17 protein-coding genes are annotated in these 20,432 nt (G+C 71.1%); 4 read left to right on the top strand and 13 right to left on the bottom strand.

Translation table 11 applies throughout. The features are described 5' to 3' along the window. Nucleotides 1-71: 71 nt before the first annotated feature. Nucleotides 72-650: a TetR/AcrR family transcriptional regulator gene (locus ACFTZC_RS18175; protein ID WP_382890785.1), complete on the top strand. Its 579-nt coding sequence runs from the start codon at nt 72-74 to the stop codon at nt 648-650. Nucleotides 651-930: 280 nt separating this feature from the next. Here ACFTZC_RS18175 and ACFTZC_RS18170 read toward each other — a convergent pair whose 3' ends face one another. Next, entirely contained in the window at nt 931-1,296 is a 366-nt protein-coding gene (locus ACFTZC_RS18170) for a cupin domain-containing protein (RefSeq protein ID WP_382891059.1), read from the bottom strand. Between the two features lie 280 nt (nt 1,297-1,576). Between ACFTZC_RS18170 and ACFTZC_RS18165 the strand changes: the two genes are divergently transcribed. From ACFTZC_RS18165 to ACFTZC_RS18155, 3 genes are all read left to right on the top strand, one after another. Further along, a complete protein-coding gene (locus ACFTZC_RS18165) occupies nt 1,577-2,572 on the top strand; it encodes a LacI family DNA-binding transcriptional regulator (RefSeq protein WP_382890783.1) in 996 nt (331 codons plus the stop codon). 64 nt (nt 2,573-2,636) lie between these two features. Beyond that, nucleotides 2,637-3,092, top strand: coding sequence for an RpiB/LacA/LacB family sugar-phosphate isomerase (locus ACFTZC_RS18160; protein WP_382890780.1), 456 nt, complete (start codon nt 2,637-2,639; stop codon nt 3,090-3,092). A 170-nt stretch (nt 3,093-3,262) separates the two neighbouring features. After that, entirely contained in the window at nt 3,263-4,591 is a 1,329-nt protein-coding gene (locus ACFTZC_RS18155; RefSeq protein WP_382890778.1) for an MFS transporter, read from the top strand. A 372-nt stretch (nt 4,592-4,963) separates the two neighbouring features. On the opposite strand, the gene ACFTZC_RS18150 is transcribed toward ACFTZC_RS18155, so the two are convergent. The 12 genes from ACFTZC_RS18150 to ACFTZC_RS18095 form a co-directional block, all read right to left on the bottom strand. Continuing rightward, nucleotides 4,964-6,454 carry a helix-turn-helix domain-containing protein gene (locus ACFTZC_RS18150; protein ID WP_382890776.1) on the bottom strand — a complete coding sequence of 497 codons (1,491 nt, stop codon included), beginning with the start codon at nt 6,452-6,454 and terminating at the stop codon, nt 4,964-4,966. A 152-nt stretch (nt 6,455-6,606) separates the two neighbouring features. Continuing rightward, a complete protein-coding gene (locus ACFTZC_RS18145; RefSeq protein WP_382890774.1) occupies nt 6,607-8,973 on the bottom strand; it encodes a beta-glucosidase in 2,367 nt (788 codons plus the stop codon). Nucleotides 8,974-9,029: 56 nt separating this feature from the next. After that, on the bottom strand, nt 9,030-9,902 hold the full coding sequence (locus tag ACFTZC_RS18140) for an ATP-binding cassette domain-containing protein (RefSeq protein ID WP_382890772.1): 873 nt from the start codon (nt 9,900-9,902) through the stop codon (nt 9,030-9,032). Next, the gene (locus tag ACFTZC_RS18135) at nt 9,899-11,677 is read right to left on the bottom strand and encodes an ATP-binding cassette domain-containing protein (RefSeq protein ID WP_382890770.1); all 1,779 of its coding nucleotides are present in this window, start codon (nt 11,675-11,677) and stop codon (nt 9,899-9,901) included. The genes ACFTZC_RS18140 and ACFTZC_RS18135 overlap by 4 nt, the downstream gene beginning before the upstream one ends. After that, nucleotides 11,674-12,615, bottom strand: a complete 942-nt coding sequence (locus ACFTZC_RS18130) for an ABC transporter permease (RefSeq protein WP_382890768.1) — start codon at nt 12,613-12,615, stop codon at nt 11,674-11,676. The genes ACFTZC_RS18135 and ACFTZC_RS18130 overlap by 4 nt, the downstream gene beginning before the upstream one ends. 44 nt (nt 12,616-12,659) lie before the next feature. Then, nucleotides 12,660-14,180: an ABC transporter substrate-binding protein gene (locus ACFTZC_RS18125; RefSeq protein ID WP_382890766.1), complete on the bottom strand. Its 1,521-nt coding sequence runs from the start codon at nt 14,178-14,180 to the stop codon at nt 12,660-12,662. A gap of 260 nt (nt 14,181-14,440) precedes the next feature. Continuing rightward, nucleotides 14,441-15,577, bottom strand: a complete 1,137-nt coding sequence (locus ACFTZC_RS18120) for a M20 family metallopeptidase (RefSeq protein ID WP_382890764.1) — start codon at nt 15,575-15,577, stop codon at nt 14,441-14,443. Continuing rightward, the gene (locus ACFTZC_RS18115) at nt 15,574-16,239 is read right to left on the bottom strand and encodes a DUF1028 domain-containing protein (protein ID WP_382890762.1); all 666 of its coding nucleotides are present in this window, start codon (nt 16,237-16,239) and stop codon (nt 15,574-15,576) included. Before ACFTZC_RS18115 ends, ACFTZC_RS18120 begins: the two co-directional genes overlap by 4 nt. Further along, nucleotides 16,236-16,706, bottom strand: a complete 471-nt coding sequence (locus ACFTZC_RS18110) for a RidA family protein (RefSeq protein WP_382890760.1) — start codon at nt 16,704-16,706, stop codon at nt 16,236-16,238. Before ACFTZC_RS18110 ends, ACFTZC_RS18115 begins: the two co-directional genes overlap by 4 nt. A gap of 10 nt (nt 16,707-16,716) precedes the next feature. Next, on the bottom strand, nt 16,717-17,973 hold the full coding sequence (locus tag ACFTZC_RS18105; RefSeq protein ID WP_382890758.1) for a flavin-containing monooxygenase: 1,257 nt from the start codon (nt 17,971-17,973) through the stop codon (nt 16,717-16,719). Between the two features lie 174 nt (nt 17,974-18,147). After that, nucleotides 18,148-19,068, bottom strand: a complete 921-nt coding sequence (locus tag ACFTZC_RS18100) for a LysR family transcriptional regulator (RefSeq protein WP_382890756.1) — start codon at nt 19,066-19,068, stop codon at nt 18,148-18,150. 112 nt (nt 19,069-19,180) lie between these two features. Further along, nucleotides 19,181-20,161, bottom strand: coding sequence for a threonine/serine dehydratase (locus ACFTZC_RS18095; protein ID WP_382890754.1), 981 nt, complete (start codon nt 20,159-20,161; stop codon nt 19,181-19,183). Between the last annotated feature and the right edge of the window lie 271 nt (nt 20,162-20,432).

Below are 20,432 nucleotides of genomic sequence, written 5' to 3'. Positions count from 1 at the left end.
TCCGGAAACGTAACGGACAACTGTCCGCTTAACAAGGGGTGAGCTCGGCCACCGGCTCGCGAGGAGTGACCGTGGGACAGAAGAAGGACGCGCCTCTGCGCTCGGACGCGCAGCGCAACCGCGAACGGATCCTGGAGGTCGCCGTCGCGGAACTCACGCTCCGCCCGGACGTACCGCTCAGCGTCATCGCCAGGAAGGCGTGCGTCGGACAGGGCACGTTCTACCGCAACTTCCCCCATCGCGAGTCCCTGGTTCTGGAGATCTACCGGCATGAGATGCGTCAGGTCGCCGACGCCGTGCCCGAGTTGCTCGAACAACTCGCTCCCGATCAGGCCCTGCGCTCCTGGATGGACCGGCTCGCCGAGTTCGCGATGACCAAGGCCGGTCTGGCCGACGCGATCCGTCTCGCCACCAGCACCCCCGGCGGTCCTCAGAAACCGTCCCCCACTCCCCTGACGGAAGCCGCCGGACTCCTGCTCCGCGCCGCCGAGGAGGCGGGCACCATCCGGCCCGGTGTGACGGCGGACGACTTCATCCTCGCCATCGCCGGACTCTGGCAGCTCAACCCCCACGAGGACTGGCGGTCCCCCGCCGAGCGCCTGCTGAACCTGGTCATGGACGGCCTGCGCGCCGGGGCACCGAGGCCCTGACCTGGGGCGGCGTCAGAACCGGGGCGGCGCCCGGCGTCGGGGTTGCGCCCGGCGGCGCACTCCTCGACGCAGTCGAGGACGAAGGGGATGTCCTGGGCATAATCCACTGCGTACATCGCGCGCCCGCCATCCCTGACCGGGGTGACCACCCGGCCGTCGGGCAGCCGGCTGAACGCGTCGCGACTCCCCGCCGGAGCGGGGTGCGCACGCACAGCGCGCCCGGCATCCGACAGTTGCCGGATGCCGGGCCTGACGTCACTGCCGACTGCCCCGGCAGTCCTCAGCCCTGCTTCGCCCGGCCGTACTCCTGCGCCATGGGGCCCGCGAAGTCGTACAGGATGACCTGTTCGTCGCCGACCACCCAGGCATCGTGACCGGGCGGGCAGACGAAGACATCTCCGGGCCCGATTTCACACTCGGCGCCGTCGTTCATCCGGAGACCCATCCTGCCCTGGACCACGAAGCCGTTGTGCTGGACCTCGCAGCTCTCCGTGCCGGCCAGCGGGCCCAGGGACTCGGTCCAGTGCCAGCCGGGCTCGAAGGTGGCCACGGCGAAGTCCAGCCCCGTCAGGTGGAGAACTTCGAGGTGGCCCCGCGGAAAGTCTCGCCGTTCATCTGCCTTGTCGATCGTCTTGACTTCCATCATTGCCGTCATGAGGGATCCCTCCAAGCGCCCCCCTCGTTCTTCCATGGTGCTGCCGCCGGGGAGCCGGTGGCCACCCGAAGCGGCAAAGGTCTCGGAAAGCGGCCGGGAGCGGCTCCGTATCCCCCTGCGGGTGAGATCCGCAGGCAGGGGGATCGGCGTCGTCGTCTCCCGCGCGGCGCTTCCGCCTCGGGACGGGTACGGGTCTTGCTCCTTTCACGTTCCGTGTGCGATCTTTGAGGCATTCCCGCTATGGAAACGTTTCCACGAGGAGGTGGAGCCGGTGACCACGATCAAGGACGTCGCGGCACGGGCCGGGGTCTCGCTGGGTACCGCGTCCCGGGTGCTCAGCGGCAGCAGCCAGACCTCGCCCGACTCCCGGTCCCGCGTTCTCGCCGCCGCGGCCGAGCTGGGCTACATCGCCAACGGCCCCGCCCGGTCGCTGCGGCGTTCCCGTACCGATGTGCTGGGGCTGCTCGTATCGGACATCCGCAACCCGTTCTTCTCCGAACTCGCCCACGCCGCGGAGCAGGAGGCGCGGCAGCACGGCTACACCGTGCTGCTGGCCAACGCGAACGAGGACGCCGCACAGGCCGACGCCTACCTGCGGACCTTCGCCTCGCAGCGCATCGACGGCCTGCTGTTCTCCCCGCAGGGCACGGTCTCGCCGCAGCTCGCGGCCACCCTTGCCTCCGGGCTGCCGCTCGTCTTCCTCAACCGTACGGTCGAGGGCGTCGACGCCCCGCTGTACGGCACCGACAACGCGGAGGGCGTCGGCCATGTCCTGGCCTGGCTGCGGCAGCGCGGCCACCGCGACGTGGCGTTCATCGGCGGCCCCGACACGATCTCCACGGGCGCGGAACGCCGCGCCGCCTACCTCGCCGGACGTGAGAAGCACGGGATCAGCACCGACGACAGGCTGCTCGACGCCGGTGACTTCCTGGCCGAGGGCGCGGCCGAGGCGATGGGCCGCGTCATCGACCGGGGCGTCCCCTTCACCGCCGTCTTCGGCGCGAACGGCCTGACCACCCTCGGGGCCGTGCGCGCGCTGCGCGAGCGGCTCGGTGTGGAGGGGGCCGCCCGCGTCGAGGTCGTCTCCTTCGACGACCTCGACTGGTTCGAGTTCGCGGCGCCGCCCATCAGCGCGGTCCGCAACGACGCGTCGTCGATCGGCCGCCTCGGCGTGCGCGGACTGGTCGACCTCCTCGCCGGTCGCCCGGCATCCGGGCAACGCGTCGCCACCTCCTTCGCCGACCGGTCACGGGGAGGCGTCCGATGAGCACGCGCGGCACCGTCGTGGACGACGCCGACAGAGACGAAACCCCCTTCGAAAGGATCAGCCGATGAAGGTAGCCCTCGGAGCAGACCATGCCGGGTACCCGCTCAAAGCGGCCGTGCGCCGGGCGATCGAGGACCTCGGGCACGAGATCGTCGACTGCGGCACCGACAGCTCCGACCCCGTCGACTTCCCCGACATCACCCGGGCCACCTGCGACCCGGTGCTCGCCGGAACCGCGGACCGGGCCGTGCTCGTGTGCGGCACCGGTCAGGGCGCCGTCATGGCCGCGAACAAACTGCCCGGCATCCGCTGCGGTCTGGCCCACGAGCCCTACTCCGCCCACCAGGCCGTCGAGCACGACGACGCCAACGCCATCGCCATGGGCGCCTGGCTCGTACCGCACGCGCTCGTGCCGGACATCGTCCGCGAGTTCCTCGCCGCCACCTTCGACGACGACGAGGACACCCGCCGCAGGGTCACCAAGCTCAACGCGCTCGACACACTGACACCGCCGGCCTGACACCGCCGGCGGGCCGGCTCCCGCGCATCCCCTCCGTACGACGCCGCCGAACGCCGCCGTGCGTCGCCCCGGCATACCCGGAATCACCGGAAAGGAAGCCCGGCCCTGCCGGCCCGGGACTCCCGCATCACACACCCGCGATCCGGAGACCACCCGCAAGGAGAATCCCCATGTCCACCAGCACCGTTGCCGGACGGCGAAGCGTGCTCGGCACGAAGGACCGCGTCAAGACCGCGGTCGCCGCGGCCGTCGGCACCAGCGTCGAGAACTACGACTTCATCGCCTACGGAACCGCGTCCGCGCTCTATTTCGGAGCCGTCTTCTTCCCCGAGAGCGACCGGTTCGTCGGCACACTCCTGTCGTTCGCCACTCTCGCGGTCGGCTTCGTCATGCGCCCGCTCGGCGGCGCGATCGGCGGCTACTTCGCCGACAAGCTCGGCCGCAAGCCCGTCCTGGTCGCCGCCATGATCGTCATGGGCGCCGCGACCTTCCTCATCGGTGTGCTGCCGACCTACGAGCAGGCCGGTGTGGTCGCACCGATCCTGCTCGTGGCGATCCGCATGATCCAGGGCCTGGCGTTCGGCGCCGAATGGGGCGGGGCGATCACCATGGCCTACGAACACGCCCCGTGGCACCGCCGCGGGATGTTCGCCGCGATCCCCCAGTCCGGCAACCCCCTGGGCATCGCCCTCGCCAGCGGCGTATTCGCCTGGAGCGCCACACTCGACGGCGACTGGCAGTGGCGAACTCCCTTCCTGCTCAGCGCCGTCCTCGTCATCGTCGCGCTGATCGTGCGCTCCCGGCTCTCCGAATCCCCCGAGTTCCAGGAAGCCCAGGCCAGCGGCACGACCGAGAAGAACCCCCTCCTCGCGACCCTCCGCAACGACTGGCGGAGCATCCTGCGGGTGATCGCCCTGCGCGTCGTCGAATCCTTCGCGTACTACTCCACCGCGACCTACCTGCTCAACTACCTCACCGAACGCGACCCCGATCTGCGCCCCGTCGCTCTCGGCGCCATCACCGCCGCCAGTATCCTGGCCATCGCGGTCACCTTCCTCGCCGGCACGCTCACCGACCGCATCGGACGGCGCCCCCTCTACATCGCGGGCTGCACGGCAGCGATCCTCTTCGCGTTCCCGATGTATCTGCTCACCAACACCGGCCAACCAATAGCGGTCGTGGCCGTGTTCATCATCGGAATCGGGCTCATCCACGCCTCGCTCACGGGGACACAGGGTTCCCTGCTGACCGAGCAGTTCCGCACCGCCACCCGCACCTCGGGAGCCTCGCTCGGCTACCAACTCGCCGCAGCCGTCGGCGGCTTCGCGCCACTCCTCGCCGCCGCCCTGGTGGGCGCCTTCGGCTGGCCGGGCGCCGCCCTGCTCTACCTCGGCGCCGCCGTGATCGGCCTCGTCGGAATTCTCGCCACCAAGGAGACCTGGGGCCGCGACGAGCGCGAGCGTGTACTCGCCCTGGTCGCCGAGGAACGCCGCGCCTGACCTCGCATCGGGCAGCAAGGTGCGCTCGGCGGGCAGCCAGGTGTCGTTCACGTACGCCTGAACGCGCGCCCCTCTCGCCGACCGTCTGCCGGCGCCCGTCGTCCGGGCCGCGACGCGGCGCGCCAACCGCACGGTCCTGCGGCGCCTGGCCGCCGAGCTGGCCCGCCACGCGTCTCCGTAGGACGACGACGGCCTGCATTCCCCTGTGATGCAGGCCGTCGTCGCGCCGGACCCGTCGCTCCCGGCGTTCCCCCCGGCCGACCGGTGACCAGCGGCGCTGAACCGCGGCGTGGACAACGCTAGAAGCGTCATATCCCTGCGGCAACGGTGCACGGTGCGCAAGGCCGGCCCCGGGGTGTGCACGGTGCTCAATCAGTCCGCGGGGTGGGCCCGGGTGATGTGCAGGGCGTGGACGACGTCATGGATGCCCGAACCGGTGGTGAGCAGGTCGCGGCCGAGCAGGCCCTCGGCGGCCCGCAGATGGGCCCTGACCGTGTTGCGGCTGACACCGAGGCGCCCGGCGGTGCGCTGGGCGTCGGTGTTCGCGTCGATCCAGGTCCGCACGGTGGTGCGCAGGTCCCGGCGGGAGGTGTCCTGAAGGGGGTGCAGGAAGGCCCGCGCCCAGGTGCGCGCCGGGTGAGTGCCGAGCACGTCGTCCAGCGCCGGGGCCGGAAGCGGTTCCCGGTCGGCGCTCTCACCGGCGGACCGCGTACCGGTCAGGGCGAAGGCCAGGTCGAGTACGGCACGGGTGCGGACATCCCCCAGGTCCAGCCCGAGAGTTGTCTCCACCCGCTTGAGGTGGCTGGTGACCGTGTTGCGGCTGATGTCCAGCAGCCGGGCCACGGCGGAGCGCGGGAAGGTCACGGCGAGACGCGTGATGTCGAGGGTCGGCTTCGGCACGGAGTCCAGTGGCAGCAGGAAGGTACTCGCCCAGGCGAGGGCGGCCTGACGGGGCAGCAGCCGCACCAGGTGCGCCTGGCCGAGGTAGGCGGCCACCCGCTCGGGCGTGGTACGCGCGGCGGCCAGGGCATGCAGGGCCTGGCCGTACGCCTCGGCCGTCGAGTCGAGCGGGTACGGGCCGCTGATGCCCAGCGCGTACCCGGAGTTCTCGCGCACCAGCCGGCGCAGCACGGTGCCCTGGTCGTGTGGACCGCCGGTCTCCGCGTCCTCGGTGACCAGGCAGATGAGGTGCTCCTTGAACGCGGGGCAGTGCGCCATCAGGCCCGTACCGTGATAGCCCGAGCGGTCCTGATGGAGCTGGACGAGCCGGTCCCGGTCCTCCGTCGGACAGTGCAGCAGGTAGACGCGCAGCCGGTCGGCGTCCAGAAGTGCCGGGACCGCACCGGTCGTCATGCGGCGGGCCAGGGTGAGGTCTCCCGCCAACAGGGCGCTGAGCACCGCGAATCGCAGCTGACGCGCCTTGTACTGGTAGCCGTGGAACGTCGTGTCGGCGTCCCGCGCCTGGCCCAGCAGGGTGATGACGCTCGCCGCGTGCGAGATCAGCGACGCCGCGTCCCGCGTCGGCGCGGAGGTGCCGGCCACCACCAGCACGGGGCGCGGGCTCCGCGTCCCGAGTGCTTCGAGACGTATGTGAAGCGATCCGCTCTCGGTGGCGGCAGCGGCCGCCCGCCCTCCGGAGAGCCGCGCGAGCAGCGGCTCGATCGAGCCCGGCAGCCCGCGCGGGAAGCCCTCGGTGGAGGCCTGCACCACGCCCGTGCCCGCCACCAGCGCGACCTCCGTACGGGTCTGCCGGCCGAGCCAGTCCACGACCGCGCGCGGCTCCAGCCCGGTTCCCCGGGTCATCTGGCGTCGCACCTCGCGCAACAGCTCGTCGAGCCGTCCCGCGCTTCCCTGACCATCCACCGCCGTACTCCTCCCGCCCCCGTCACGTGTCGCCACCGCACCGGACGCCGATGCGTGGCCCGTACAGGATCTCGCGGCGGAGGTGGCGGTACGGCAGCGGCCGGCACCACCTGTGTGTACTGCCTCCCGGCCGTACACACAGGTGGTGTGGATCAACGTCCGGCCCGGCCGGCCTCCTCGTCCGCGACCTCGGCGATCACCTGGGCGATCTCCGCCTCGTCCAGCACCAGCCGGAACCGGTTCGCCAGGGTGTCGAACACGTTCACGAACGAGCGCCGGCACTCCTGCAGCAGCCCGTCGGCCGTCTCCGCGTCGACATCGAGACGGCCGGCCAGCAGACCGGCGACGGCCCGGCGCGCGACCGGATTGCCGAGGGCGGCGGCGGGAGCGGTGTCGCGGCGCAGCGGCTTCCACCGGGGCACGTCGGTGCGGGCCAGCACGGTGACGGCGTGCGGCAGGTCCCGCGAGGACGTACCGACGAGGAGGCGCACCGGGCCGTCGGACAGTACGCGGCGGGCCCGGGTGACGTCCCAGTGGGCGAGGTCGTCGGCGGCGACGGGGATCGTGACCGTACGTTCTTCGCCCGGGGAGAGTTCGACGCGGGCGAATCCGACGAGTTCCCGCGGGCCCGACCGCACCCGGGGGTGCTCGGCCTGGGCGTAGATCTGCACCACCTCGGCGCCGGTGCGGGATCCGGTGTTGCGCACCCGCACGGACACGGCGACGGAATCCCCGTCCGAGAGCGTGGCCCGGTCGGCGGTGACGTCCGACAGCGCGAACGTCGTGTACGACAGCCCGAAGCCGAAGGGGAACAGCGGAGCGATGTCCCGCTCGTCATAGCCCCGGTAGCCGACGAGGGAGCCTTCGACGTAGACGTGCCGTCCGCCCTCGCCGGGATAGCCGAGGAACGCGGGGATGTCGGCGATCCGCCGCGGGAAGGTCGTCGTGAGCTTGCCGGCGGGCGCGTGCTCGCCGTAGAGCAGCGACGCCACCGCCGAGCCCATCCCCTGCCCGGCGTAGAACGGGACGAGGACCGCGTCGACGTCGGGGAGCCAGGGCATGGTGACGGCGTCCGGGACGGTGAGGACGACGACGGTACGCGGCGCGACCGCCGCCACCGCCGCGATGAGCTCGTCGTAGCCCGCCTCCAGCGCGAGGTCGGCACGGTCCGCGTTCTCGCCGTCGGAGTTCTGCGGGGTGTGGGCGAACACGATGGCGACACCGCACGTCTTCGCCGCCGCGGTGGCCTCGTCCAGCGCGGCCTGTCGTTCGGTCCCGGTGTGCTCACCGGCCGGGACCCCGGCGAGGTGGCGGACGGGGCCGCCGGTCCGCCGTCCGATCTCCGTCAGCGGGACGTCCACCCGGGTCGGCGTCATACGGGCGCTGCCGAAGCCCTGGATCACGGGCTCGGTCGCTCCCGTACCGAGGACCAGCGCGTCCGTGGTGGCGTCGGCGTCGAGAGGCAGCACGCCGTTGTTGGCGAGCAGCACGGTGCCGGCGCGTGCGATACGGGTGGCGAGTGCGTGGTGGGCGTCGGTGTCGAACGGGGCCGGCTCGCCGGCGTGGGCGGTGACCCGGTCGACGAGTCGCAGGACCCGGCCCGCGGAGCGGTCGAGGGCGGCGCCGGGCACCGCCCCGGACTCCACGGCCGCGCGCAGGCGGGCGATGCGCTGGGCGCTCTCCGGCATGTCGAGGTCGTTGCCGGCGAGCACGGAGGCGGGCCGGTCGGTGATGCCGTGCCAGTCCGACACGACGAGGCCGTCGTAGCCCCACTCGTCCCGCAGCACCTGGGTGAGCAGCCACGGATGCTGGGCCGCCTGCAGGCCGTTCAGCCGGTTGTAGGAACTCATCACCATCCACGGCTCGGCGTCGCGTACCACCCGTTCGAACGCCCGCAGGTAGATGTCGCGCAGGGCGCGCTCGTCGATCACGGAGTCCATCGAGGTGCGCTCGATCTCGGAGTTGTTGGCGGCGAAGTGTTTGATGCACGCCCCGACACCACGCTCCTGCAGTCCCCGCGTCACACCGGTGACCATGGCGCCGGTGAGCAGCGGATCCTCGGAGTAGTACTCGGATGTCCGGCCCGCCAGCGGTGTCCTGCGGATGTTCATGCCGGGTCCGAGCAGGACTCCGACCCCGAACGAGCGGCACTCGGCGGCGAACGCGTTGCCGAGTTCCCGCGCCAGCCGCGGGTCCCAGGACGTGCCCACCGTGGACGCGGTCGGGAAGCACGTGGCGGGCTCGGGGCCGCGCTGGACGGGAGCCGCTTCGCCGCGGCGCGTGACCAGGCTGATGAAGTCGGCGAAGTCGGCCCCCGCTCCGGGTCCGTCCGCCGCCTGCTCCCGGGAGTACCGCAGCCCGTTGGGGCCGTCGGCCATGACGATCGAGGCCACGTCGAGTCGCGGGACGGAGTTCGTGCGCCACATGCCGTTGCCCGAGACGAGCTGGATCTTCTCGTCCTCGGTGAGCGCGGCGAGCCGCTCGTCGGTCGTCGGCACGGGCTGGTTCTCGGGCTGCACTGCGGGGTCTCCTACAGGTCGTGCGCCGGCCGGGGGACCGGCCGGAGGGGAAGTGGTCACCGGCCCGGCGTGACGAGGGGGAACTCGGCCCGGTAGGCGGCGCGGCGCTCGCCCTGCCGTTGCGGGTCGGCGACCGGGGCGGCCATGAGCAGACGGCGGGTGTAAGGGTCGCGTGGCTCGCCGGTCACGTCGCGTACGTCGCCGAATTCGAGCAGGCGACCGCGGAAGAGCACGGCCACCCGGTGCGAGACGGCGCGGATCACGCCGAGGTCGTGCGAGGTGAACAGCAGCGCGACACCGGTCTGTTCCTGGATCTCCACCAGCAGGTCGAGGATCCGGGCCTGGGTCGAGAGGTCCAGTGCGCTGACGATCTCGTCGCAGACGATCAGCTTCGGCCGCCGGACCAGCGCGCGGGCGATCGCGATGCGCTGGCGCTGTCCGCCGCTGAACTCCGCGGGATAGCGGTCGAGGGCGTCCGCGGGCAGCTTCACCTGGTCCAGGAGGGTACGGAGATCCCGTTCGGCGTCGGCCGGCCGTGCGCCCGCGGCGAGGACCGGCTCCAGCACGATGTCGCGGACCGTCATCGCCGGGTTGAGCGAACCTTGCGGGTCCTGGAACACCACCTGGAGGTCACCGGCGAGCCGGCGCCGGGCGGCGCCGGTCAGGCCGCTGATCACGCGGCCGTCGAGCCGGACCTCGCCCGCGGCGAGCGGAGCGAGCCCCAGAATGGCCCGCCCCAGGGTGGACTTGCCGGAGCCGGACTCGCCCACCAGCCCGACGGTCTCGCCGGGGCGGACCGTGAGGGACACGTCGTCGAGCACGCGCGTGGGGCGGCGTCCGCCACCGCGGACCCGGTACTCGACGGTCGCCCCGCGTACCTCCAGGAGCAGCCCGTCATCCACCACCCCGTCCCGCTGTGTCCCGTTCACGAGCGCACTCCTTCCGCCTGCGTCACCGGGCTCGTGTAGTGGCGCGGCTCGGCCTCGTCGAGGGAGGCGTCGAGCAGCTCCCGTGTGTAGTCGTGCTGCGGATCGGCGAACAGGGTCGGTGTGTCGCCGTGCTCGACGACGGTTCCGCCGCGCATGACGACGACCCGGTCGCAGATGTCGGCGACGACCCCGAAGTTGTGGGTGACCAGCAGCAGACCCATGTCGCGCTCGCGCCGCAGGTCGCGCAGCAGGTCCAGGATGTCGGCCTGCACGGTGACGTCGAGCGCCGTCGTCGGCTCGTCGGCGACGATCAGATCCGGGTCGGTGGACACCGCGCCCGCGATGAGCACACGCTGTGCCATGCCTCCCGATATCTGGTGCGGATACAGGGTGAACACCCGCTCCGGCTCCGGGATGCCGACCCGTGCCAGCAGCTCCAGCGCCCGCTCGCGGGCCTGTGCCCGGCTCAGGCCCAGTACCCGCCGCATGGGTACGGTCAGCTGGGAACCGACGGTGCACAACGGGTCGAGGTTGCTCATCGGCTCCTGCGGCACGTAGGCGATGCGCCGTCCGCGCAGCCCGACGAGTGTGTCCGGTGTCGTCCGCTTCCCGTCGAACGCGATCCGGTCGGCGCTGACGACGGCCTGCGGCGGCAGCAGCCCGAGCACGGAGAACACACACTGGCTCTTTCCCGATCCGGACTCCCCCACGAGACCGAGCACCTCGCCGCGCCGGACCGCGAACGAGACACCGTCGACGACGGTGCGTACCCCGTCCCCGTTCGGATAGGCGACGGTGAGCCCGGAGACATCGAGGAGCGCGTCGGCGACCGGCTCGGTGGCGGCTTCGCCGCCGGTCTCGCCGGTCGCGGCGGTCGGTGCGGACACAGCACGGGCGCGCTTCTTCCGGTACACCGTGGCGCTCGGCACGAGGGCGTCGCGCACGGCGTTGCCCAGCAGGGCGAAGGACCCGACCGTGAGGGTGAGGAGCAGGCCCGGCCAGACCACGCTCAGCGGGGTCCGGAAGATCTCGATGAACGCGTCCTGGACCATGGAGCCCCAGGTCACGGAATTGACACTGCCGAGTCCGAGGAATTCGAGGCTGGCCTGGATACCGATCGCGGTGGCCGTGATGTCGGCGAGCATCACGATGATCGGGCCGCGGATGACCACGAGAATGTGCCGGAACACGATGCGCAGCGGGGAGACACCGGAGACCTGCGCGGCCTCGACGTAGGCCTCGTTCTTCACCTCCAGCGCCATGGCTCTCACCAGGCGGTAGAGGAACGGCGAGATCAGGATCCCGAACACCGTCATCGAGACCGGCACGTTGGGTCCGATCGCGCCGTACAGGGCGATCAGCACGATCAGGCTCGGGATCGCCAGCAGTGTCTCGGACACCCACGTCAGCAGACTGTCCGTCCAGCGCCCGAGGTAGGCCGCCAGCAGACCGGTCACGATGCCCACGAGCGCGGCCACCACGACGACCACGACGGCGCCGGCCAGGGTGGCCCGGCCGCCCCAGATCAGCCTGCTCAGCACATCACGGCCGGCGCTGTCGCCGCCGAGCAGATAGGTGGCGTTCGGTGTGGAGTTGACCTGGGAGAGCGCGGGCGTCGTCGGATCGTGGGGGGCGATCCAGGGAGCCAGCACACTCACGGCGATGACGGCGAGCAGCACGATCGCGCTGCCGGCACCCAGCGGATTGGACAGGAAGCGGCGGAACGCTCCGGGGCGGGGCTGCCCGGTGGTGGCCGCGGTGGTCTCGATGCTCACGACAGACGAACCTTCGGGTTGAGCCACGCCTGTACGAGGTCGAAGACCAGGTACACGACGAAGATGATGGCGACGGTCGTGACGACCACGCCCATGAGGACGGGGATGTCCCCGCTGGTCGCCGCAGCGGTCGCCAGCGAACCGACACCGGGCACGGCGAAGACCTTCTCGATGACGACGACGCCGCCGAACAGTGCCACCACCTTCATCGAGAGCAGCGACAGCCACGGCGGGGCCGCGTTGCGCAGTACGTGACGGAACAGGACCTCGGCCTCGGACAGCCCACGCGAGCGCAGCGTACGTACGTAGGGTTTCTCCAGCTCGTCGGAGACGGCGCCGCGCACCATCGAGGTGATCCGGAGTTCGCCCAGCACGATGGCGGCGGTCGGCAGGACGATGCCGAGCGCCCACGCGCCGACGCCGTCGCTGAGGGGAGCGTAGCCGGTGGCCGGGAAGAACCTCAGGTTGATGGCGAGTGCGATGACGAGCATCAGCGCGAGCCAGAACTTCGGGACGGCGCTCAGGGTCTCGGTGACGAGTTGCAGCGTCCGGTCCACCACACCGCCCCGGCGGACCGCGGCGAGGACGCCCAGCACCGCGCTCACGACGGCCAGTACCACCATCGAGCAGATCATCAGTGTGAGCGTGACGGGCAGCCGGTTGCCGATCGCCTGGGTGACCGGCTCGGAAGTGAAGTACGACGTGCCGAGATCGCCGGTGACGGCATGCGCGACCCAGTCGCCGAACTGCTCCCACACCGGCCGGTCCAGGCCCAGCTCGGCGGTGCGCGCGGCGATCTGCTGTTCGGTGGCCTGCTCACCGACCAGCGATCGGACGACCGTGTGGCTGCTGCCGAACACGGCGAAGAACGTGGCGCTCGTGACGAGCGCGAGCAGGGCGACGCCGAAGGCGAGGCGCCTGCAGAGGTAGCGGATCACAGATCATGTCCTTGCGTTCGGGTGACCGGTCGAGCCATGACGGCTCACCGCGCCGGGGCGTAGGAACGCAGCGGCGGTCCGGCGACACCCGGCTCGGGTTCGACCGTGGTCCGCGGAGCCGTGGCGTAGATCAGGTCGCGGTGGTACCAGGGGGCGAACCACGCGTTCTCGACGAGCCAGGCGTTGGCCTTCCTGAACGCCGCCACCTGCTGCTGCCCGCTCGTCGTACGCGCGCTCTCCATGAGCCGGCTGAACGCGGGATCGGAGCTCTTGAAGACGTTGAGCGCGTTGTCGTACGCGATGCCGAGTCCGTCCCAGGCCGACGTGGGCGCCTGCTGTCCCAGGATGAGAATCGGGTATTCGCCGCTGAATTGAGCGTCGACGGCCGTCTCGTCGGGCAGGGAGTGCCAGTCGACGCCGATATTGATCGATGCCAGGGCCTGTTCGACGAAGGGCTGGTACATGCGGTAGCGCGAGTAGTCCATCATCGGAATCCGGAAGCCCTTGCTCCAGCCGGCCTCCGCCATCAGTTTCCGTGCCCGCCCGACGTCGTAGCGGTAGGAGTTGTCGAGCGCCGGGTCGTAGGCCGGGCTCCTGCTTCCGACGATCTGTTCGCTGACCGCGCCCTGTCCCAGGTCGAGCGCGTCGAGCATGCCCTGCCGGTCGAAGACCATGTTGATCGCCTGCCGGACCCGTACGTCGGCGAGCGCCGGCGCGACGCGGCCCTTGCGGTCCAGAATGGCCAGTCCGACCCAGTCGACCCGGTTGGGATGGATCGTGACACCGCTGCGCTCGGCGTAGTCCATCACGTCGACGTTCAGCCGGGTGCCGTCGATCTGCCCCGTCGTCAGCGCGTTCAGCCGGGCGCTCACGTCGGACAGGACCCGCATCTCGATCTTGTCGTAGGGCCACGCCCGCGCGTTCCAGTAGTCGGGATTGCGGGTGAAGACGTACCGGTCTCCGCGCACCGTGCGGCTGCGGTCGAGCAGGTACGGGCCGGTCCCGACCGGCTCCGTCGCGAGGGAGGCGCGGCCGAGGGCGGACGGCGAGGCCATCGCGCCGAGCGAACCGCTGAGGCTGTTCAGCAGGGTCGGGTCGGGCCGGCTGAGCCGGATGTCCACGCGCCGGGTGTCGACCGCGGTCACCTCGGCGATGGAATTGGAGAGGTAGTGGTCGTGGCCGGTACCCGCCCGGAAGTGCTTGATGTTGGCGGCCACCGCGGCGGCGTCGAACACCGTGCCGTCGGAGAACTTCACACCGTCACGCAGTGTGAGGGACAGTGTCGTTTTCCTCGCGTCGTACGACCACGCGGTGGCCAGGTTCGGCGCCAGTGAACTGTCGGAACGGCGCAGCAGCAATGTGTCGTACACGGGAGACCACAGCTGAGGGAATTCGCCGTCGAACCGCAGTTCCGCCGGGTCGTAGGAGGCGATGTCCACCACCGTGCCCAAGGTCAGCGACGAGGAATCGCGTACCCGCCCCGCTCCGTCCGACGTGCATCCCGCCAGCAGAAGCATCACCGCCAGGAGCGCGGCGGTGGCCGCCCCTCGTTTCCTGTACTTCATTGGTTTCTCCCGGTGCCAGGACGGTGCGTTCGGCCCACGTTCGCCAAAGGGTCACGTCCGCTTCTCGGAACATTGAAAGGGGAATTCGAGAATCGATCAAGCCGAGTTTTTCGATGATGGGCATCTGTTTGTCAGATGCAGAGGGATCGCATTGCAGAGGGATCACACCGAAGCCCTCTCGGAGAAAACACACCGCATGGCGCTGCGGAGCTGCTTTCCGAGGCGAAAGGGCCGCGGCGAGATGTCCGAGCGGACTACTCCTACCCGGCCGGCGCGCCGCGGTCCACCCCGGTCCAGGCCAGTGCGACCGCCCCGTCGAGCAGTGCGCGCCGGGCGCCGCCGCCCACGCAGAACGCCGCGAACTCATGCTGGTGGTTGGTGGCGGGCAGGGAGCCGATGCCGATGTAGGGGTGGATGGCCGGCACCACCTGGGAGACGTTGCCCATGTCGGTGGAGGCGCGGTTCATGCGGGCCGCCTGTCCGGGCGGCGCGAACTCCCGGCCCAGGGCGAGGGCGTTGGCCCGGTAGTGCCCGAGGGCGGTCTCGTCCGTACGGAACTCCGCGTACGGTCTGCTCTCCGGCTCGACCGCCAGTTCGCACCCGGTGGCCAGGGCGCCCGCCTCGAAGGCGCGCATGACCCGCGGCTCCAGCTCGGCGAGTTCGGCGAGCGTCTCCGCCCGCACGTACCACCGGCCGGTCGAGCGCTCCGGGATGGCGTTGGGCGCGTCCCCGGCGTGGGTCACCACACCGTGCACCCGGGCCGAGGCCGGCAGTTGCTGGCGCAGCAGCCCGATGGCGACCTGGGCCACCGTGAAGGCGTCGGCGGCGTTGATCCCGGCCTCCGGGTAGGCCGCGGCGTGCGCGGACTTCCCGGTGTAGGAGATCTTGGAGTGGCTGACCGCGAACGGCCGGGCCTCCGCCACGTCGACCGGCGCCGGGTGCACCATCATCGCCAGGTCCACGCCGGCGAAGGCGCCCCGGTCCAGCATCTCGATCTTGCCTCCGCCGCCCTCCTCGGCGGGGGTGCCGTACACCTCGACGGTGAGGCCGGCGTCGTCGGCGACGGCGGCCAGGCCGAGCGCGGCGCCCACCGCGGAGGCCGCGATCAGGTTGTGTCCGCAGGCGTGCCCGAGGCCTGGCAGCGCGTCGTACTCGGCGCACAGGGCGATACGGGTGGGGCCGCTGCCGAACCGGGCCAGGAACGCCGTCTCCAGGCCCAGGTAGGACGACGTGACGTCGAACCCCGCCCGGTCCAGCAGCTCCGGTACGGCCGCCGCCGCCCGGTACTCCTCCCATGCCGTCTCCGGGTCGGCGTGCAGCCGCTCGGAGAGGCTGATCAGCTCCTCGGCATGCCGGTCGATCTCGCGCCGGGCGGCCTCCTTCAGCGGCGCCGTCACAGGTCGCCCGGTACGCCGTAGGACGGTGCGGAGGAGGGATCGAGCCCGCGGCGCACGTAGTCGTCGCGCTGCGGCAGCCACACGCCGAGCAGTTCGGCGAGCCGGTCGACGGGGTCGTCGGCCCAGTCCACCCGCAGGTCGGTCACCCGCCAGCCCACGTCCGCGACGACCGCCAGGCCCGCGGAGAACACCGGGCCCTCCTCACCACCGGCGTCGACGGCGGCCTTCAGGGCGGTGATCAGCCGTTCCTCCAGCTCCCCCGTGGCCTGCGCGTAGGCATCGAGGAGGACGCCGGGGATGTGCTCGCCGCACAGCATGTTCCCCGCCGCCACCGCGCCGTCCGCCGTGGCCGAGGCGTGCTTGCCCAACGTACGGGAGCCGCTGTGGGCGAACCCGGGGCCGGTGCGGCCCACCACCGTCAGCTGCCGGTACGCGATGGTGTCGGCCGCCTCGGTGACCTCGCTCAGTGCCCGTCCGGCGTCACCGTGCTCGGCCAGCCGCTCCAGCAGCCTGGTCCCGAGCGTGGGGTCGGTGATGTTCTGCGAGGCCGCGGCACCCACGCCGGGCCGCAGATGGGCCACCCGGGCGGCGACGGCGGGGCTGGACGAGCTGACGGCGATGCCGAACCGGTCGCCGTCGCGTACGACGAGGGAGAACGTCATGCCCGGTCCTCCTCGGGGATCACCGCGATCGCGTCGATCTCGCACAGCCACTCCGGGCGGGCCAGGGCGGAGACGACGATGCCGGTCGAGATGGGATGCACGCCCTTGGTCCAGCGGCCGATGGTGCGGTACACGACCTCGCGGTGGCGCGGATCGGTCAGATAGACGGTGAGCTTGACCAGGTGCTCGATCCGGCTGCCCGCCTCTTCGAGCAGCATCGCGATGTTCGCCATCGCCTGCTCGGCCTGCGCCCCGGCGTCGCCGATGCCGACCGACTCGCTGGTGTCGAGGTTCTGGCCGATCTGGCCCCGGACGTACACCGTGCTGCCCGCGACGACGGCCTGGCAGAGGTCGTTGTCAAGGTTCTGCTCGGGATAGGTGTCACGCGTGTTGAACGGCCGGACCCGGGTGTGCCCGCCGGCGACGATCGGGGCCCTCACCTCGCGGCCCTCGCTTGCGGAGATCATCAACTGCTCCTCAGTTGTCGGTACCGGTGTAGGAGAGGTAGCCACGCTGCGTCGCGATGTGGTCGGCGACGTACCTGGCGTCGTGCCACACGCCCCAGATGAAGCTCGACCCGCGGCGGGACAGCCAGGGCAGCCCCAGGAAGTAGACGCCAGGCTCGGCGGAGACCCCGCGCCGCTGCTCCGGCCGGCCCTCCTCGTCGAAGACGTCGGCGTCGAGCCAGCCGTAGTCGGCGGCGAAGCCGGTCGCCCAGACGATCGAGGTGACACCGGCCCCGGCCAGATCGAGCTCCAGCCGCGGATCGGTCACACACTCCGGGGCCGCCCCGAGGACATGGGCCTGCGGCTCCTCGGGGAGGTCGAGCCCGTTGCGCTCGACGTACGCGTCGGCCGCCCGCAGCAGCTCAAGGTACTTCTCGTCGCCGAGCGCGATGTTCGCGGCGAGATCCGGCGCGAAGCGCAGGATGCCGTCGTCGTAGGACGTGGTCCTGCCGACCAGCTCGATGCCGTCGGCGGCGAGGGCGCGGAAGTCCACGGTGTGGCCGCCACGGGCGCCGCTGACCGCGATGGTGACATGCTCGGCACCCTGCGGGGGCGTCTGCGCGTCCCAGCGCCCGAGCACACCGAGCCACCAGCAGAAGTCGCGTCCGCGGTACTGGCGGGGAGGACGGTCGTGCGGCCCCACGGAGAGGAGGACCCGGCGACCGGAGCGGCGCAGCTCGTCGGCGATCTGGACGCCCGAGGAGCCGGCGCCGACCACGAGGACGGCGCCACCGGGCAGTTGGTCCGGGTTGCGGTAGCCGCTGGAGTGCGTCTGCACGGGTACGGCGCCGTCCGGGACGATGGGCGGGAACACGGGCCGCTGGAACGGACCGGTCGCGGCCACGACGAACCGCGCGTCGATCGGGCCCTCCGACGTCTCGACCCGGAAGCCGGGCCGGCCGTCGTGCTTGCGTACCGAGGTCACCTCGACACCGCACCGGACCGGGGCGCCGATCTTCTCGGCGTACGCGACGAAGTAGTCGGCGACCTGCTCCTTCGAGGCGAAGGCGTCGGGGGCGACGTCGGGGAACTCCAGTCCGGGGAACCGGTCGTGCCACGCCGGCCCGTTCGCGACCAAGGAGTCCCACCGCTCCGTACGCCAGCGCTCCGCGACGCGGTGCCGCTCCAGGACCACGTGGGGTACGCCGTGGGACCCCAGGTGCTCGCTCATCGCCACGCCGGCCTGTCCCGCCCCGACGACGACGACTTCGGTTTCTTCACTCGGCATGTACGCCTCCACTCCAGCGACAGTTCATCTCGGTGTCGTGTCGACCTCGCATCGCAGGAGACATCCTTGGACAGGCCCACAACCCCTGTCCAACAGATGTTTTCGTTTCATGTCATCTGTTTCACAGATGACCGGGGTCGGGGTGTCGGGCACCCGACCGGTGGTTTCGGGAGGTCAGCGGCTCTCGTGTGCGGCCCGCCGCGCGGAACCGATGAAGGCCCGCGCCCGACGCGTCAGCCGGACGCCCTTCACGGACGCCAGGACGATCGGCAGCGGCTCGAAGCGCTCTTCGAGTTCGAGGGTGACCACCTCCCCGCCGTCGTACGTCAGGGAGTGGGCCGGCCGCTGGTTGAGCACCGACCAGCCCATGCCGCTCCCGACCATCGCGCGCACCGTCTCGAACCCGCTGCTCCGGTGCCGTACCTGCGGCCGGACTCCCGCGGACTGCACGAGTTGTTCCAGGTACCTCCCGCTGTGCGGGAGGTCGAGCAGGACCATCGGCTCGTCCGCGAGTTCCCGCAGCGAGATCCGGGTACGCCGGGCCAACCGGTGGCCGCCGGAGACAAGCGCGTACGGGGCCACCGACTTGATCTCGACATACTCGATGTCGTCGTCGAGGTCGTAGGCGTACATGAGGGCGAGCTCGCATTTTCCGCTGCGCAGGCTCTGCTTCAGGGCGGCGTGCTCCGCCTCGATCACCGAGATCCGGATCTCCGGATGCTGGGCCTCGCACGCGCGGACGAGGCGGGGCAGTTCGAAGGGGCCCAGGGTGGAGAAACAACCGACCGACAGGTCGCCCGTCAGCACCTCGCCGGCGTTTCTGGCCATCTCGACCAGCTCGGCCGTGTGCTCCAGATAGCTGCGCAGCTCGCGCTGGAAGTCCTCACCGGCCGCGGTCAGGGTCAGGCCGCGGGCGTGGTGACGCAGCAGCAGCTGGACACCGAGTTCCTTCTCCAGTTGGGCAACGGCTGTGGACACGGCCGACTGGGAGACATTGAGCTGCCGCGACGCCGCGGTCATGCTGCCGAGTTCGGCCGCCGCGGCGAAATAGCGCAGTTGCACCAAGGTGAAGCCCACATGGGGGATGCTGCTCATGGTTACCCGCTCTCGATGCCCAGGTCGGCGTCGGGACCTGCCTCCGCCGTGTCGACGGCAGTCTGCCCGATCGGCACCGTGGAGGCGGCGGCGCCACCTTGGCCGTCCATGGTCAGGACCTGGGGACAGGAGCCGCGCCGACCCAGCGGCGATAAGCGTCCATGTCGACATTGCTGCCGCACACGACGGTGACCACATGCCGGCCGGTGAAACGGTCACGGTCTTCGAGGACCGCCGCGATACCGAGCGCGGCCGACGGTTCGACGACGAGGCCGGCGTGATCGAGGAGCATCCGCATACCGGCGATGATCGACGCCTCCTGGACCAGCACGGCGTCATCGGCGACCAGGAGGAGGTTGTCCAGGACGGCGGGGATGGGACACCGGCCGGCCACACCGTCGGCGATGGTGTCGGTCGCGTCGGTGGTGACGACACGTCGTCGGCGCCACGAGTGGGTCATCGCCGGTGCGCCCAGCGGCTGGACGCAGATCATCTCGACCTCCGGCGCCAGGGCCTTCACGACATGCCCCACGCCGGTGGCCAGCGCCCCGCCACCGAGAGCGATCAGGACGGTGTCGAACGACGGTGCGGTGTCCACCAGTTCCAGGCCGATGGTCGCCGCGCCCTCGCAGGTCTCGATGTCCAGGCTGTCCTCGACCAGCCGGATGCCGTCGTACCGTGCGATGGCCGCGGCCCGCTCGCGAGCCGTTTCGTGGTCGCCGTCCACCAGCTCCAGCCGGGCGTCCCAGGCGCGGATACGATCCAACTTGGCCCGAGTCGCGGAGCGGGACGCCACGACGGTGACGTCGAGCCCCCGGCCGCGACCGGACCACGCGAGGGCCTGGCCCAGGTTGCCCGCGCTCGCGCACACCACGGCACGCGAGGCACCGCCGGCCAGCAGGCTCGCGACCACCTCGGTGCCGCGGGCCTTGAAACTGCGGACCGGGTTCGCCGTTTCGAGCTTGATGCTCACCGCGCACCCGAGGCCGGGCTCCAGCGCCTCGCAGCGGTACAGCGGAGTGTCGAGAAAGACCGGGTCGATGACCCGGCGGGCTGCCCGGATCCGAGCGGTGTCGAGACGCGTCTCCTGCACGGCACAGCAGCGTAGCGCCACGGATGCTGTTTCCCTGGGCACATCCCAGGAGTTGCGGTGCGGGCGTCGGGTTGCGCGGTCCGACGACCGCTCACATGGATCCTGCACGCAAACCTCACCCACGAACTATGGTGTCCCACCACAGGCGATCCTGACCTGCATATTTCTACGGTGCGGCGACACGAAATCGTCCCCGACCCCCGCCCGGAAGTGGTGACCCTGACTGCCTCGGCATCCGCTCCGCCAACGCCCGGCTCGTTCAAGCGCGTTG

The sequence above is a fragment of the Streptomyces sp. NPDC056987 genome (assembly GCF_042673865.1).
Classification (GTDB): domain Bacteria; phylum Actinomycetota; class Actinomycetes; order Streptomycetales; family Streptomycetaceae; genus Streptomyces.
Note: the sequence above shows the minus strand (reverse complement) of the source record. Positions and strands in the feature narration are given on the sequence as shown.

Coding starts and splice junctions, on each gene's coding strand:
- ACFTZC_RS18105 (WP_382890758.1), bottom strand. CDS start 17,973: ATGCCGAGTGAAGAAACCGAAGTCGTCGTCGTCGGGGCGGGACAGGCC.
- ACFTZC_RS18100 (WP_382890756.1), bottom strand. CDS start 19,068: ATGAGCAGCATCCCCCATGTGGGCTTCACCTTGGTGCAACTGCGCTAT.
- ACFTZC_RS18170 (WP_382891059.1), bottom strand. CDS start 1,296: ATGATGGAAGTCAAGACGATCGACAAGGCAGATGAACGGCGAGACTTT.
- ACFTZC_RS18115 (WP_382890762.1), bottom strand. CDS start 16,239: ATGACGTTCTCCCTCGTCGTACGCGACGGCGACCGGTTCGGCATCGCC.
- ACFTZC_RS18155 (WP_382890778.1), top strand. CDS start 3,263: ATGTCCACCAGCACCGTTGCCGGACGGCGAAGCGTGCTCGGCACGAAG.
- ACFTZC_RS18125 (WP_382890766.1), bottom strand. CDS start 14,180: ATGAAGTACAGGAAACGAGGGGCGGCCACCGCCGCGCTCCTGGCGGTG.
- ACFTZC_RS18160 (WP_382890780.1), top strand. CDS start 2,637: ATGAAGGTAGCCCTCGGAGCAGACCATGCCGGGTACCCGCTCAAAGCG.
- ACFTZC_RS18110 (WP_382890760.1), bottom strand. CDS start 16,706: ATGATCTCCGCAAGCGAGGGCCGCGAGGTGAGGGCCCCGATCGTCGCC.